Source organism: Vibrio sp. J2-4, from assembly GCF_021728155.1.
Lineage (GTDB): Bacteria > Pseudomonadota > Gammaproteobacteria > Enterobacterales > Vibrionaceae > Vibrio > Vibrio diabolicus.
The window spans coordinates 38,635-55,480 of the sequence record NZ_JAKKCN010000005.1 but is presented as its reverse complement, the minus strand read 5'-3'; the positions used below and the strand labels follow the sequence as shown (position 1 = coordinate 55,480).

Here is a 16,846-nt window from a genome sequence, read left to right as displayed (position 1 = left end):
AATATAGCAAAGGCGACAGTTACGTCGCCTTTGTTTTATACCGTTTTAGCCTCTATCTTCTCATTCACTTTATCGCAAATGTACTCCCCAATCGGCATTGCCGATGTCGCTGCGGGAGAGGGGGCGTTGCAAACGTGTAGGCTTCTTGCGCTCTCGGCAAACAGGAAGTCATGAACCAAAGTGCCATCGGATAACACTGCTTGCGCACGAATACCCGCAGGATATGGTTTGAGATCGTCGACCTTGATGCTTGGGCAATATTTGTTGACCAACTTGAGGTAGCCCGGCTTCCACCATGAGTTCTTAAACTCATCCAGTCCGGTTTTTAGATGCTTTTGTGTCACTTTCCAGAAACCGGAGAAGCTCAGCATTTGCATGGTATCTTGCAGGCTAAAGTTGACCTTATCGTACCCTTCTCGCTTCCAGCCTTGCACCGCATTTGGACCAACAGTCACACTGCCATCAATCATGCGAGTTAGGTGGACACCTAAGAATGGCAAATCAGGGTCGGGAATTGGGTAAATAAGATGATTCACCACTTGGTCGTGTTTGCTATCTAAGCGGTAGTATTCACCACGATAAGGGATGATCTGAAAATCGGTTGGAATACCCATCATCTTAGTCATACGATCCGCCATCAAGCCGCTGCAAGTAACCAAGAACTTGGTATTAAGCTGCATGGTTTGACCGTCTGAAATGCAGGTCAATTGGACTTCTTCGTCCTTCTCTTCGGCAGCCACCACTTTGGTTCTCAGGCTAATTTGCCCGCCGAGTTTTTGGAACTCTTCCGCCATCTGCTCAGTGACCAAACGATAATCGACAATACTGGTGGTTTTGACATAAATCGCACCCAAGCCTGTGATGTTTGGCTCAGCCAGCTTGAGTTGAACTTCATCGAGTAGCTTTACGTCGATGCCGTTGACATGGCAGCGCTCATAAAGCGCATTCATACGTTCGACTTCTTGCTCATTGGTCGCAACCAGTAACTTGCCACAGTTCTCCACCGGAATATCGTGCTCAGCGCAGAACGAAATGGTTCGCTCTACCCCTCGCTTACAAAAATCCGCCTTTAAGCTGCCCGGTGCGTAGTACACCCCGGCATGAATCACGCCGCTATTGTGTCCGGTTTGGTGCTTGGCAAAACCGGACTCTTTCTCAACCAATAAAATGGATTTGTCTGGGTGACGTTGCTGCAGTTGCCATGCTGTCGACACGCCAACGATACCGCCACCGACAATGATGTAGTCATAGACTGATTTCATACGACCTCTTATAAAACCGATAGTTGAGATTGTTGCAATTTGAACTTGCGACCACTGTAAATGAACACCGCGACAAATACCGCGCAGCTTGCCACACGAACCAACATTGGGATGTCGTGCCAAACCAGCAATGTACCCACCACTACCAACAAGAGACGCGTCAGAATGTTTAGAGGACCTTCCAAGTAGCCTTCAATCGCACCAATCAATGCATAGGTACCGATGATGGCAAAGAAGCCCACGGTAATCACTGACGTCACATCCCAACTGACTAAGCCTGTGTAGGCAATAAGTAATGGTACAAGATACAAACCCTTAGCGATTTTCCATGCCATCAAACCGGTGCGCATTGGCGGTGTTTTCGCGATGGTTGCCGCTGCAAATGCGGTCAAACACACTGGAGGCGTTACGTTACTGTCTTGCGATAACCAGAAGATGATGAGGTGAGCAGCCAGCAATGCCAAGCCTACTGCTTCCATACCCAAACTTTGCTCTAGTAGCGTCTCCATAAAGTCCGCAGGTACTAGCGCCACCATTTCTTGCGCGGTTTCCAACGCCATTGGTGCATTTAGCAGTTCCAACTTTTCTGGCGCCGCCAACATGAAGATGGCTTTTGCTTGTTCAGGCAATTGACCCGACACCATCAATTCAAGCAATTGGTTTTCCGCAATCAACTTGTAAAGCGCAGGGGCGGACAGTGTGCCCAATACAATATACGCCGCTGTCACGGGTAAACCCATACCTAAAACAAGAGAAGCGAGCGCAATCAGAACGATCATGATGAACAAATCACCATTCGCCCAACCGTCGATCATCAATGAGAAGGTGTTGCCGATGCCCGTTGTACTGATCACGTTGATCACCAAACCGATACCCACCAGCAATACGGCTGTTGTCGCCATGTTTTTCGCACCTTGCGATAGCGCTTCGATGATCGCTTTTGGTCCCATCTTATGATCTTTCGAAAACCAAGAAGCCACCACCACTGAAATGATCGACAAGCCCGCAGCGTAAGTCGGTGTAAAGCCTTGAACCAATAAAGTGACCAATACCGCCAGTGGGATAAGGTTGTGCCAACCGCTGATCAACACTTTAAGTAATGATTCATCGCTGGTCGTGATTTTTTGAACGCCGCTGCGTTTGGCTTCGATACGCACAAAGAACGCCACAGACAAGAAATAGATAAGAGCAGGAATGAAAGAAACGGCAATAATATCAACATAAGGAATTTGCGTGTAAGACGCCATGATGAAAGCGCCCGCTCCCATCACTGGTGGCATCAACTGACCACCTGTCGACGCCGCAGCTTCAACGCCCGCCGCGAAGCGCGAAGGGAAACCTGCTTTTTGCATCAAAGGAATACTGATAACACCGGTTGAAACCGTATTTGCCACACTTGATCCAGATACTGAGCCCATCAAACCGGAGCCAATCACGGCAATAAAACCCGGACCGCCGATGATTTTGCCTGCCGCAGCTCGTGCTACATTGATGATGTAATCACCTACACCAGAACGAACGAGAAACGCACCAAACAGAATGAACATGAATACGAAAGTCCAGCTGATGCGTGAAATCGAGCCAAACATGCCCTCAGAAGAATAAAAGCTGCGGTAGAGCAAGGTTTCCATGCTCAAACCCGGGAAATGGAAAATGCCTGTTGCCCACTTACCCCAAAGCACAACGTAACTCAAACACACCACAATCAGCACTGGAATAAACCAGCCCATGGTCCGTCGGATCAGCTCAATAACAATCAAAATTGCCATGATGGCAAAGACCCAATCGCTGGTCACGAACTTCACGCCACGCTCATACAGCGCGTCTTCGGCATAGGGAATATAGAGCAAACACGCGACCGCGCCCATGGCAATTAACACATCAATGCCGATTGCAATCTTACTCTGCTTGAGGGAGATATGAGCCGGATACCAAAGCGCACAAATAACCGCAAAGCCAGCAAAGTGGGTCGCGGAAATCCATAACTCCGGTAACGTCGATAAGGTATTAAACCAAATGTGCAAAGCAGACAACACCACGCCAAACACAGTGATTGTAGTGGTTACCCACGGAAAATCAGTGCGCGTGGGCAGCTCAAATTTCTGCAATTCCTTTTCTATTGAGTCGCTCATCTCATACTCCAAGCTCTGGCGGCTTTTTCCATCTTAGAAATCGGTAGGGATAAAATGCCCCGAGCCGAAACTCGGGGCGAAGTTGGCGTTATTTCGCCATTAGATCTGATGGGATTTCGATGCCCATTTCTTTGTAGTAACGCGCCGCGCCTGGGTGAAGAGGCACTGGCAAACCAGCAATCGCTTTCTCAATCGCCATTGCTTTTGTTGCTTTGTGGATGCCTTGTAGGAAAGGCAGGTTCTCGTAGATCGCTTTGGTTAGCTGGTAAACGTCTTCTTCCGAGATATCTTCACGAACTGCCAAGAAGTTTGGCTGTGCAATGGTGGTGATCGGCTTATCTAAACCCGGGTACGTGTTCGCAGGAATTTCGTACTTCGTCCATAGGTTATAACTGCCATTCGCCTCTTTAATCTGCTCATCGGTAAACGAAAGAATCGAAATATCTTTGCCTAGCGCAGCAAAAGCTTGGGTTACTGCACCAACTGGCACACCCGCAGGCGTGTTCATGCCGTCAATGGTACCGTTTTGAAGTGCGCTCGCACTGCCGCCGTAGCCCATGTAAGCAAGATTGAATTTATCAGGGTCTACCTTCAGACCTTTCATGATTTGGCGACCCGAGTTCTCAGTACCAGAATTCTTCTTACCGATAGAGAACTTTTTACCGTCTAGGTTGTTCAGATCTGTCACCGTGCCAGTTTTTGCTAAGTCAGAGCGAACAATAAAGTGCTCAACGTTTTGCCACAGCATAGAGACTGAACGCAGCTGCTCTTGGCGACCGCTTTTCTCATAAGGACCTTCGCCAGACCAAGCCCATGCACCGTAAAGACCTTGTAGAATTGCGAACTGTGCTTCGTTTTCGTTCAGCAGTTTGACGTTTTCACCAGAGCCCGCAGAGCTGATTGCAGAAAGGGAGAAGTGGTGCTTTGGTGCCAATTTCACTTTGCTTAAAGTCGCCAACGCTACGCCCACAGGGTAGTAAGTACCACCTGTCGATGCCGTTGCAAGAATGTAGCTACGATCCTCTGCGGCAGCGTTAGCAGCAATACCAAAAGAAGTCACAGCGACAGCCAAAGCTTTTACCAGCTTATTCATTTTCATTATTACTCTCCGTGTAGTCGTTTCACGATTGGGGATTTACATCATGTTAAATCTTTATTAACAACAAATTCCCTAGAGCAATTGAAATGCCAACTTTTAAGTCATTGTATTTGTTGATCTAAGCACAGAAAGACATCAAAAATGAGCAAAATTCTGCTGATTTGATAGCAAAGCGATAAGCAAGATCTTGCTTATTCAAGAGAAGAAGGTTGCACGCCTAGATCGCAAAAGGTTAATAAAATGTGATCAAGACAAAATAAATGGACGATTCGCTGATAAGCAATATTTTGCCGACGTGATTTTAGGTTGAACCGCAACTAATGAGCGTCTTAACAATAAGAATAAAAAGCGCATCATTCTAAACTGCTCACTTTATCAGCGGAAGCTTATAGCCTAAACGACTACAAATAGCACAAAAATACAGCAAAACAAGCCATGTTAAAGAAATGAAAAGTCATTTATTCTAATTTTGAATTTAAAAACCAGTTCGATCCACCAGTTCAGAAACAAACATTGACCGTATCAACTTATTTTCTACTTCGGGGTTGTGCCAATAGCCCTATGTTCGTTAGGGTAACAACACGCCAAGGCAAACGTATTCCTTGGTGCTTTTTTGTCATTAAGGATCACTCATGTCAGCAACTGCGCAATTACAATTCGCTTTAAAACGCCCATCTGGCGTTGCTGCTGCGATCCTCCTGCTCTCTCTGAAACTGATTCAGAGCTGACAGGCTATATCTAAACTTTCTGTCAGCTTGAGAAGAAGCTGACGGGAACACCACATACTCCTCCCATTCCTTTCAGTTTCTTCCAAGCGAAACATAAGAGGAATAACAATGTTAAGCGCACGCAATATCGCCGCTTTGGGCTTCATGACTTTCGCCATGTACTTAGGCGCGGGTAACCTGATCTTCCCTCCATTTTTGGGTTACCAAGCAGGTGAAAACTTTCTGAGCGGGATGTCTGGCTTCCTCTTAACGGGCGTCGGTCTGCCTGCAATGGCATTAGTGATGGTGGCTATCGTAAACGGTTCAGACAAACTAACCGCCGCCCTACCTAAACCTTTGGCAACCAGTTTTTGGGTGATGGTGTTTATCGTGATTGGCCCTGCGTTCGTAATCCCACGTGCGATTACCGTCGCTTACCAATTTAGCTTTACACCAATGTTTGGTGATGCCGCTTTGGTGCCTTTCACTATTGCCTTCTGCGCTATCACCATTCTATTTGCCCTATATCCGGGTAAATTGGTCGACAACCTAGGCAAGATCTTAACGCCTGCATTAATGGCTATCTTAATCATCATGTCCGTGACTGCTTTGGTTTCTCCTGTAGGAGAGCTAACTGCCGCAACGGGACCATACGTATCTGGCGCATTTGCTGAAGGCTTGACCCAAGGCTACATGACGATGGATGCGCTAGGTTCTATCGGTTTTGGTTGGATTATCTTCCGCGCGATTCGCAGCATGGGTGTGGATTGTCCGAAAGCGACCGCAAAATACACGCTAATTGCAGCTTTGATGTACGCGGTTGCCATGGCATTTGTTTACATCTCATTGGCTTACATTGGTTCGACAAGCTCATACTTGGGTTCTGAGTTCAGCAATGGTGGCGACATTTTAACGGCATTCACCTTCAGCCACTTCGGCGCATTTGGCTCACTATTACTAGGTGCCGTGATGGTATTGGCGTGTTTGACTACTGCTATCGGCGTAACCACAGCAGGCAGTGAGTTTTACGACAACACTTTCAGCAAAGTGAACTACAAAGGCTGCGTTATCACGACCATGGTATTGGCTGGTTTGATCGCCAACGTAGGTCTAGAGCAACTATTGGCTATCACATTGCCAGCGGTTGTGGCGCTTCACCCAGTAGCGATTGCGTTGATGATCATGGCACCAGTGCGTAACAAGATGTCGCAAATCATGGTGGTCGTGACCGCATTCACTGCTCTAACGTTTGGTTGTGTTGATGCGCTGCACATCCTAGGTTACATGCCAAGTTCCACTGATGAGTGGATGGGTAATTACATGCCTCTGTACAATGACTTTGCTAGCTGGATTGTGCCTAGCGTATTTATGATGATTGTTGGTCTGCTGTTTACGACGAAAACCAACCAAACCGAACAATTCGAGCTGGTGAATGAATAGCCGTTTAACATAAGACATCACTCAATAAGTAAGTTAATATGTAGTTCGCTTATTGATATCAGGCAAAGGAGTTGCCTGAACTATGGATTGATGTGGAGCGCTTATGGACAATCAGTATTTAGACATCAGAACGCTCAACTTTATCGTTATTCTGTTCTCTTGCATTTACTCAATCAGTCTACTTTGTTACCAATACACACAAAAAAAGATCAAAGGTTTAAAGACTTTCTCTCTCTCGCTGTTATTTATTGGCTTTGGGCCTTTTTTACTAGGATTTAGAGGCTCTGCACCAGATTGGCTTACCATCGTCATAGCGAATACGCTCATATTAATCGGCTTCTTGCTTACGCTTTACAGTGTGAGCATTTTTCGTCAATTCCCTCTAAAACCGGCCCACTCACTCGCTTTTTTAACGCCCATTTTCAGCGGTTCGTTCTATTATTTCACCTTCCATGACCATTCAATTAAAAGCCGTATCATTTACTTAAGTGTTTATATCTGCATCGTTACGTTTTTTAGTGGGATCGCCATGCTGAAAGGCACCAAGCAAGACCAAAAACTCCCAACCATAGTGATGGCGTGCTCCTTCTTTTGCTTCAGTATTTTTATGGGCTTCAGAGCACTTTGGAGCGCTTTCGCCAATGAAGTGCCAAATTTTATGACCGCAGGTTTTATCCACCAGATGACGTTTTTACTTAGCATCTGTCTGATTGTCGCTATGAGCTTTAGCATGTTGTGGCTAATTAATGGCCGCTTGATACAGTCAATCAATGATCTCTCACATTTAGACGCCCTCACAGGGCTTCATAATCGTCGCGCGATGGAAGAAATTGTTCCAAACCTTGTTAATCAAGCGCACAAACGGAAGCAATCAATAAGCATCATCATGACCGACATGGACGAGTTCAAAGCGATTAATGATCATTATGGCCATACGGTAGGCGATTCCGTCATGGCTACGATTGCCGCTATCTTTAAGAAACACCTCCCGGAGTCAGCTTGCACAGTACGATTTGGTGGTGATGAGTTCATGATTGTTTTACTTGAAAAAGCACACCGAGCCAAAATTGTTGCCGAGCAAATTCGCCTAGCGGTAGAAACAGAAGCCTCACTGCAGTCATTCGAAAATGAGATCACCATGAGTTTTGGAATCAGTGAGTTATCAGAGGGACAATCGCTTCACGATGTCGTTGCTGAAGCAGACGAAGCGCTGTATAGCTCTAAACATACGGGCAGAAACCAAGTCACCTTGTTTGGAGAAGGGAAAGGCCTAACTTATAAGTTTGTCCCGACTCCCTCGAAAAGCGCATAATCATATTTGTGACGCCCATAGCGGTAAGTCAGCTTAAAAATTGCGTTAAGTATAATCCGAGCGATTTAAACCAAACTTTTGCATCTTTTGGTTAAGGGTTCGACGTGGTAAATCCAACTCCTGCATCACCTCATTGATGCGTCCATGATGCCTGACTAATGAATCATGTAGCACCTTACGTTCAAAGTTATGTAGCTGAATCGCCAACGGCACGCCCGCATGCGTCTCTTCGGTTGTTGAGGATGGTCGACTCGAGAGAATTTCCATCACGGAGACGGTTTCATCCAATGCAAAACGCATCGCTACATTCCTAAGCTCACGTACGTTACCGGGCCAAGAGTAAGCAAGAATGGCCTTTCTATCGGCTTCACTCAGCGGACGACTCTCAGGATTACTTTTCAAAGCAAAGTGTTCGAACAAGATCAACGCATCTTCTTCTCGCTCACGTAGCGGTGGCAAATAGATCTGCGCCACATTAAGACGATAGTACAAATCCTGACGAAACTCGTCATGATCATTGAGATCTTCTTTCGCGGCGGCGATCACTCTTAAATCAACCGAGATCTGTTGGTTACCCCCAACGCGCTCAACCGTATGTTCCTGTAATGAACGCAACACTTTCACCTGCATCGACAGCGGCATACTCTCGATTTCATCAAAGAATAAAGTGCCTTTATCCGCGTATTCCAACTTACCAATGCGCTTTTTACCCGCTCCGGTAAATGCCCCTGCTTCATGCCCAAACAGCTCACTTTCAAACAGATTCTCAGGAATTGCACCACAGTTGATTGGCACAAAATGATGGGTTCTGCGTTGGCTTTCATTGTGCAAACTGGTCGCCACCAGCTCTTTACCACAACCTGTTTCGCCGTAAATGATCACGTTAGTATCAATGCGTGCTAACTTGGCTACTTGTTCTCTAAGCTGTTGCATCACTCGGCTTCGCCCAATCAACACCTCTTCTAAGCCGCTAACGCTAGATAGGTACTCTTGGCGATCTTGAGTAGACGTTTGTGCGCGATAGCTCTCGACCGCTTCGGTTACTCGTTGGGATAAACGCTCAGGTTGGAAAGGTTTCTCAATAAAATCGAACGCACCGTTTTGTAACGCCCCTACTGCCATATCGACGTCACCATGTCCGGTGATCAAGATAACTGGCGTTGGGATGTGATTAGCAATCAGGCTTTCTAGTATCGACAAGCCGTCGGTGTCCGGCAGGCGAACATCACTGACAATCGCATCAAATTCTTGGCTAAGAATGGCCGCTTTCCCCTCTTCTCCTAAACTGAATGCGGTCACGTCGAACCCCGCCAGTTGCAGCCATTGGCTGGTAGCCTGACGAACAATGTCATCGTCTTCGATAAGTGCAATTTTAGGGGTGTCGTCAAAAGCCATGAGTTACTGCCTGCTTTATGGGGTAGGAAAGAAATCGCTCTTTATTAACGGTAGCAAAAACCACTGAGGAGAAAAGGAGCTAGATCTCACTTCTTACTTACAAGTCTTTAACATCCAACCAGTTAGGCGCACTCTTTAATGACTGTCGATGAGAACGCACTAGCTGAATGGAGTCGGTATGCAGCGCAAAAGGAATGGCAAAACATGGCTTGTGGTCGTAATTGCAGCAGTGCTGATGTTGTCTTGTTATAGCGCCAGCAGAGAGGTTGCTCGTCAATGGTTGAGCGTACAAACTCAAACCGAAGCTCAACAAAAACTGCTCGACTATATTGGTGAAGTTCGCCGTGCACTCAAACGCTTCTATCACTTGCCTTACCTTGTCACCAATAACCCGGAAACCATCGCGTTTGTGAAAGGAAACCGGACTTATTACGAACCGTTGCAAACCCAACTAACTCAACTCGACAAAGCCGCCAATACGGAAGGTTGGCTAATCCTGTCTAACTCTGGCGAAGTATTGGTCTCAAGTTTGATCGAAGAGCGCTTTAGCCTGTCTGACCGAAAAGCCATTGTGGAACAAATTCATAATCAAGGCGGCGGTGTTTCCTTGGTGAACAAAACCAAAGGTTCGAGCCCGTTGTATTACCTTGCAGCCCCTATCTACGACGGTCTGGATATCGCAGGCATTGTGGTGGTGCAAATCAACCTCAGCTTGTTGACCGAACAGACCATTACTAGCCAAGACATCATTACGTTGCAAAATCGCCAGCAACGCTTTTTCCTATCAAGCAGCTCGCTCTATAACGCTGACTGGTTTAACGAACCGAGCAACACCGTTCAGTTAGAAACGCAGCGCTTATACGACAACACCAATATCAGTGTGTGGACGCTCAATCAGCAACGCTATTTTGCGCACACCGTAAAATTGGATGATTTGAATTGGTACGTAAGCTACCTCACCCCTTCTAAGCCGATTCAGCAAACCATCAACGTAATTGGTTGGAGCGTAGCAGCGCTACTCTTATTGGTTATATTACTCGTCATCATTGGTCTACAACGTCGCCAAAAGCACATCAATCAACAGCGAATTCAAGCCCTGTTGGAAGAGTCTCAACGCCGCTTGAAACAGATGATCAATAAAACCCACGTTGGTTTGCTATTGATTGATGAACAAGGACAACTGTTCGATCTCAACCCAATGGCGAAGCGTTTGTTCTGTTTACCAGAAAGCGTCAATCGACACGCTTTTGCTTGGGAGTTATTCGATGCAGGCAATCCTAATTCCACCACACTTAAGTTGCTCAAGGACTTACCTAAACATAAAGAGCTCGCAGAGATCAGTACGGTCGAAACCATTGCCAGACGCAGTGACGGTAGCGTCTTCCCTGTCTTGTTCTCACTGACCAGTTTCCCTTGGCATGGCGAGCAGTATTTCCTTGCGACGATCATCGACATCAGCAAGCGGAAAAAAGCCGAGCAATCACTGCAACAGGTCAACCAAGAACTGGCGCAGCGAGTAGAAGAGCGAACTCAAGCACTAAAAGAGGCGCAAAGCCAGTTGATTGAATCGAGCAAAATGGCCGCCTTAGGTCGCATGTCGAGCGCGATTACTCATGAGCTCAATCAGCCACTGACAGGCTTGCGTACCCTGCTCACAACAAATGAACTGTTAGCAGAACGTGGCGAAACCGAGATGATGAAAGCCAACAACGTATTGGTGCAGAAGCTGATTGATCGCATGGCAAGCATGACCAGCCAGTTAAAGACGTTCGCCTATAACAAACCAGAAAGCCTACAAGCGATTTCTCTTACCTCCGCACTCGAAGAAACCTTGCGCGTCTATCAATCCCAATTAGATAAGGTGGATGTGCGTGTTCGGGTTCCTCATGACTTACCTAACATCATGGGTGAAGAACAACGACTGCTTCAGGTGCTCGGTAATCTTGTCTCTAATGCGCTAGACGCAATGAACCATACCACCAACCCGCAGCTCAGCTTGATCGTCAACCCAACCGACAATCAGGTCGAACTGATCGTCAGTGATAATGGCTGCGGCGTGTCGAATGAGATGCTTGAATCCATGTTCGAACCCTTCCAAACCTCAAAGAAAATTGGTGAAGGATTGGGGCTGGGTTTAGCGATTACGGCCAACAATATGCGTGATATGCAAGGGAAAGTCAGCGCACAGCTCAACACTACTGAAGGAATGTCCTTCATCTTAGTATTTAAACTCGCTCCTCACCGAAGCTGACCTAACTTCTCCCATCTCTCAATCTTTTTCTCTCAATAAGAGAGCAATATAAATCCTGTTCAACTTTATAAAGCGAGTTGCCTAACCTACGCTTAACTTGATGAATCGCCACATACCATTCATCAGAACAATTTTTGGTGGTTGACACCAGTTTTAGCTCCCACCGTCTAATTTAATGATAAGTAATTATTTAAAAGTAAGAATGGATGCGTTATGAGAAAAATAACTTTAGCTGCAACAGGAGCGCTTTTTATATTATCACCTCACGCTTTTTCTGCACCTTACGCTGCCGACGCTCGAAGTCATGGAATGGGAAATACAGGCGTCGTTTCTGCTGACTATTTAACCGCTCCTCTACACAACCCAGCCCTAGGCGCTCTCTATCGAGAAAATGACGATATCGGCCTACTCATTCCTGCTCTCGGCGTCAATATTCACGATGAGGATGAAGCTTTATCAGCCGTTGATGATGTTCAAGACCTTTACGATAGTATTCAGGGCATTCCCACACCTGCGAACGAAGCCGAACTTAATCGACTACTCGATCAATTAGATAAGAGTGCTCCAGTCGTCATTAACGGAGGTCTGAGCCTCGCGATTGCGATTCCGACACGCTACATGTCGGTAAACCTTTTTAGCGCTGGTTATGTGGAGATACTTGCGGCACCCGATATCTCAGATTCAACAAACACCGCAGATCGATACCTCAATTCTGCCGTCGACCTAGCGGCTTTCGGTAGTGCGGAATATGGCGTTGCCTTGGCTCGCGCGTACACGATAGGTGGGCAGCAATTCGCATTTGGTATTACGCCCAAATACCAACAACTTAAAACCTATACGCAGCGTACAACACTAGATGACTTTGATATCGAGGATTACGACAAAAGTGAAGTATCAAAGAACACGTTCAATATGGATCTTGGGGTCGCTTGGTATCACAACGCATTTAGAGCTGGTCTCTCGTTAAAAGACGTCTTCGAGCAAGATATAGAAACAAAACTAGGCAACTATACCTACGAACTCACGCCACAAGCGACCCTTGGTATCGGCTATGTCGGGGACTATGTAGCTCTGAGCCTAGACGCCGATCTCACCAAACAAAAGCGCTTTAAAGAGCTCGACGATGACACCCAGTTTATTCGCGTTGGTATCGAGGGGAATGCTTGGGGATGGGCGCAACTCCGCGCTGGTTATGAAGTTGACCTAGAAAATAACCTCGATAACTCGGTGACAGGTGGCATTGGCATCAGTCCTTTTGATGTGATCAGTGTAGACCTAGCAGGGTCTTACGCTGGCGATAACCAGTTTGGCGCGGCGGCGAATTTAGCATTTACGTTTTGAATACGAATGCCAACCTAAATTAACTTAGGTTGGCATTGTTAACAACCATCCTATATCTCAATGTTTATCATTACTGACGTTTGGTGATGAACTGATAAAAACACGATCTCGCTATAAGTATCGAGATGTCTCCTACACTATTCTCAAGCAATAAATCCACAAACATTTCCTAAATATAAAGAGTGAGAAACATGATTAAGTTTCCAGATAATTTCCTTTGGGGTGGTGCCATTGCGGCAAACCAGGTAGAGGGGGCATACAACCTTGGGGGGAAAGGTTTATCAACATCAGATATGTTGCCAAACGGCATTCTAAGCCCGCATCAAACGCGTGAAGAACGAACGCCTGGTATCAAAGATCTTGCGATCGATTTCTACAATCGCTACCCAGAAGACATTGCCCTGTTTAAAGAGATGGGATTCACCTGCCTGCGCTTATCCATCGCTTGGAGTCGTATTTTTCCTAATGGCGATGAACTGGAGCCAAACGAAGAAGGACTGGCGTTTTACGACAACATTTTTGATGAGCTAGCCAAACACGACATGCAGCCATTTGTGACGCTTTCTCATTACGAGATGCCTTACGCCTTGGTTGAGAATTATGGTGGTTGGGGCGATCGTCGAGTGATCGAGTTTTTCGAGCGTTACGCTCGCACCGTGCTGGAACGCTACAAAGACAAAGTGAAGCTGTGGCTTACCTTTAACGAAATCAACATGTCACTTCATGCGCCATTTACGGGAGTGGGTTTGCAAGAAGACGCCAGTGAACAAGAGATTTATCAAGCGATTCACCACCAGCTAGTCGCAAACGCAAAAGCGGTAAAACTGTGTCAGCAAATCGTACCAAACGGCAAGATTGGTAACATGCTGCTTGGCGCAATCAACTACCCATACACCTGCAACCCTGATGACGTGCTTGCTGCAATGCATGAAAACAATAAGTGGTTGTTCTTCGGTGATGTGCAGACTCGTGGCCAGTACCCAGGATACATGAAACGTTACTTTCGTGAAAACGGCCTTGAAATACAAATGGAAGCTGGCGACTTACAAGAAATTGCATCGGCAAGTGTCGATTTTATTTCCTTCAGCTACTACGCAAGTGGCTGTGCGAGTGCCGATCCGAAACAGAAAGAAGTGGGTAACATCGTCGATAGCGTACCAAATCCATACCTTGAAAAGAGCCAATGGGGCTGGTTGATCGATCCAAAAGGCCTGCGCGTTTTGCTTAACTTCCTTCACGATCGTTACCAAAAGCCGCTATTTATCGTCGAGAATGGCTTAGGCGCTCGTGATGAATTCGATGAAAACGGGGAAATCCAAGACGATTATCGAATTTCATACCTTAATGATCATTTGGTTCAAGCACACGAAGCGATTCTTGATGGCGTTGAGTTGATGGGCTTCACCAGCTGGGGGCCTATCGACTTGGTGGCTAACTCAACAGCCGAAATGAGCAAGCGTTACGGTTATATTTATGTCGATCGTCATGATGATGGGCAAGGAACGCTAGAGCGTAAACGCAAGAAGAGCTTCTACTGGTATCAAGACGTGATTCGTACTTCAGGCGGTTCATTGAAAAGCTAAGCCTGTTGTCTGGATATAAAGTGCGACTAGGCATTCGCCTAAACCATCAAGCCCTGCATTTGCAGGGCTTGAATTTTAAGGTGTTAATGCATTTAGAGATTAAACTGCAATCTCTCCACCGTCTTCACGTCGAATGACAACCGTCGCAGCTCGTGGACGCACAGAAACACCAGCAGGCGTTTCTTCGGCGGCATCTTCACTGTATGGCCAGTTGCCTGGGTGCTGAATATTCACAAACAATGATTTGTAATCAGGGCTGATAGTAAAGCCTGTCACTTCACAACCATTTGGTCCAACAAAGAAGCGTTTAAGCTCCGCTTGGTTATCCGCACCAATCACTGCTTGGTCACCATTCTCATCTGTTAGCTTAGATGGCACAACGGCCAACATTTGATCATTAGTGTAAGACGTAACTTCATCTGCGCCGTTATCGGTCTGAATCCACAAAATACCACGGCCATCAAACGCTAATCCGTCAGGGCTAGCAAACTGGTTTAGCTCATTCAGGCCAGAACGGTTAGTATCTGCATCACCATGTGCTGGCGAACCAAAGACAAAGATATCCCAAGTAAAGTCTGTAGCTGAAGCCCCTTCATCCCAACGAATAACGTGACCAAACTTATTGTTCAAACGTGGGTTCGCAGGATTGGTTTCATCAGTACGGCGCGTATTATTCGTCAATGTTAAGTAAACCGAGCCTGTGAATGGATCAACCGTACACCACTCTGGGCGATCCATTGGAGTTGCCCCAACGAGGTCAGCCGCGCCTGCCGTATTAATGATAATTTCAGCCAATGAGTTAAAGTGATCCGCTAACGTACCACCAGATTTTGTTACGCTATCAAGAGTCAACGGCAACCAAGTACCTGTACTGTCTTCATTGAAACGCGCAACATACAGTGTGCCTTCGTCCATGTACTTATCGCCTGCCGCTAGGCGGTTTTCCGAGTTTGCATCTGCTGGATCCCACGCTGCCGCAGATTCAAATTTGTATAGGTACTCAAAGCGAGAGTCGTGACCAGAGTAGAATACCACTGGTTTGCCTTCTTCAAGCTTACCAAAAGTACAGCCTTCGTGACGGAAACGACCTAGTGCAGTACGCTTCTTCGCACGCGAGTTTTGCGTGTAAGGGTCAATTTCGACGATGTAACCGTGACCATTGGCTTCATTACGGTAATCATCCATTGCACTTGCTCCTGTTGGAGCCACATTAAAGCGAGAGAACTCATCAAGACGCTCTTCTGCATTTCCTGCAAGTGTTTCCCACAAGTAGCGTGTGCTTTGGTCATCAACACCAATGCGATCTTGTTCTTCTGTACGAGTCCCGGCGTTAACAAAGTAACCTGGCCAGTTCTCTTCACAAGTTAAGTAAGTGCCCCATGGCGTGTAGCCGTTGCCACAGTTGTTTAACGTACCACGTGCTTGGCTGCCATCTGGCGAGAAACGAGTGACGGTTAGTGACGTGTGCGCGACTGGGCCAGATAAGTCCATTGCTGTCGCACCAGTGTAACGGCGGTTTAGTGGATCGGTATCAACCAACTTCCACATGTTGTCCTCCAGTTGAATGCGAACCACTGACACACCGTGCGCATTAATCTCTTTACGCACTTCATCTACAATGGTACGTACGCCATTTTCAACCGTCGGACCGTTTGGATGCAGTGCTGATGTATCAATGTACTCGTGGTTGATGCAAAGCAGACCGTCGGTCGTACTGTCATTTAATGGGAAAAAGTGCATGCCATCATGGTGCATGCCCAACGCGTTAAGTTGGTCTGAGCTGGTATTGCTGCCATCATTTTTCCACGCGCTGCCTTGTGCATTAAGTGGTGTTCCCCAAGGTACCAATACTTGTGCGGTGTAGCCTTGTGGAATTGAAACGGCGTCAGTGAGTGAGCCAGGGATAGATTCAAAGTTAAGAACGGCTTTAGATACGCCCGAGCCACTGCTTACTGTACTTCCTGAGTCAGACGAATTACAACCAGCCAATCCGAAAGCACCAAACGCTGTCATCGCACTGATACCTAAACCACCTTTTAGAATGCTGCGTCGAGATAGGCTCGCTTCTAATACTTCTTCAAATGGTTTGTTTTCACTTTGGTTATAACGCGTCGCGTCAAAGGTTTCCTTGCTCATTTTTACTTTCCCGATCTTATAGTTTAATTAATAAATAAGTGATTAGTTGAACGGCAAGAAGTTTGGAGAAGAAAAATGACAAAAGTGCTTAAAACATATGAAACTTGTGTTTCAGCAGTGCAGCAAACTCAGCAGCGTTACCAATTGAGCAATTAAGTTTTGGTCACATAATCACCAACTGTATCGCT

10 protein-coding genes are annotated in these 16,846 nt (G+C 46.5%); 5 read left to right on the top strand and 5 right to left on the bottom strand.

Translation table 11 applies throughout. The features are described 5' to 3' along the window. Positions 1-35 precede the first annotated feature (35 nt). The 3 genes from lhgO to L3V32_RS17485 all read right to left on the bottom strand — a co-directional run bounded on the left by lhgO (position 36) and on the right by L3V32_RS17485 (position 4,493). Positions 36-1,262, bottom strand: coding sequence for an L-2-hydroxyglutarate oxidase (gene lhgO, locus L3V32_RS17495; RefSeq protein WP_237284801.1), 1,227 nt, complete (start codon positions 1,260-1,262; stop codon positions 36-38). 8 nt (positions 1,263-1,270) lie between these two features. After that, entirely contained in the window at positions 1,271-3,394 is a 2,124-nt protein-coding gene (locus tag L3V32_RS17490; protein WP_237284800.1) for a TRAP transporter permease, read from the bottom strand. Between the two features lie 88 nt (positions 3,395-3,482). Then, positions 3,483-4,493, bottom strand: a complete 1,011-nt coding sequence (locus L3V32_RS17485; protein ID WP_010453237.1) for a TAXI family TRAP transporter solute-binding subunit — start codon at positions 4,491-4,493, stop codon at positions 3,483-3,485. Positions 4,494-5,329: 836 nt separating this feature from the next. Between L3V32_RS17485 and brnQ the strand changes: the two genes are divergently transcribed. Continuing rightward, entirely contained in the window at positions 5,330-6,640 is a 1,311-nt protein-coding gene (brnQ, locus tag L3V32_RS17480; RefSeq protein ID WP_237284799.1) for a branched-chain amino acid transport system II carrier protein, read from the top strand. Between the two features lie 103 nt (positions 6,641-6,743). Further along, positions 6,744-7,952, top strand: coding sequence for a diguanylate cyclase (locus L3V32_RS17475; RefSeq protein WP_237284798.1), 1,209 nt, complete (start codon positions 6,744-6,746; stop codon positions 7,950-7,952). Between the two features lie 45 nt (positions 7,953-7,997). Here L3V32_RS17475 and L3V32_RS17470 read toward each other — a convergent pair whose 3' ends face one another. Next, positions 7,998-9,347: a sigma-54 dependent transcriptional regulator gene (locus L3V32_RS17470; RefSeq protein ID WP_237284797.1), complete on the bottom strand. Its 1,350-nt coding sequence runs from the start codon at positions 9,345-9,347 to the stop codon at positions 7,998-8,000. Between the two features lie 178 nt (positions 9,348-9,525). Here L3V32_RS17470 and L3V32_RS17465 point away from each other — a divergent pair, with 178 nt between their 5' ends. The 3 genes from L3V32_RS17465 (at position 9,526) to L3V32_RS17455 (ending at position 14,522) form a co-directional block, all read left to right on the top strand. Further along, positions 9,526-11,598: a sensor histidine kinase gene (locus L3V32_RS17465; protein WP_237284796.1), complete on the top strand. Its 2,073-nt coding sequence runs from the start codon at positions 9,526-9,528 to the stop codon at positions 11,596-11,598. Positions 11,599-11,811: 213 nt separating this feature from the next. Next, a complete protein-coding gene (locus tag L3V32_RS17460) occupies positions 11,812-12,939 on the top strand; it encodes a conjugal transfer protein TraF (protein WP_237284795.1) in 1,128 nt (375 codons plus the stop codon). Between the two features lie 191 nt (positions 12,940-13,130). After that, the gene (locus L3V32_RS17455) at positions 13,131-14,522 is read left to right on the top strand and encodes a glycoside hydrolase family 1 protein (RefSeq protein ID WP_237284794.1); all 1,392 of its coding nucleotides are present in this window, start codon (positions 13,131-13,133) and stop codon (positions 14,520-14,522) included. A 99-nt stretch (positions 14,523-14,621) separates the two neighbouring features. Here L3V32_RS17455 and L3V32_RS17450 read toward each other — a convergent pair whose 3' ends face one another. Further along, entirely contained in the window at positions 14,622-16,658 is a 2,037-nt protein-coding gene (locus L3V32_RS17450; RefSeq protein WP_237284793.1) for a PhoX family phosphatase, read from the bottom strand. Between the last annotated feature and the right edge of the window lie 188 nt (positions 16,659-16,846).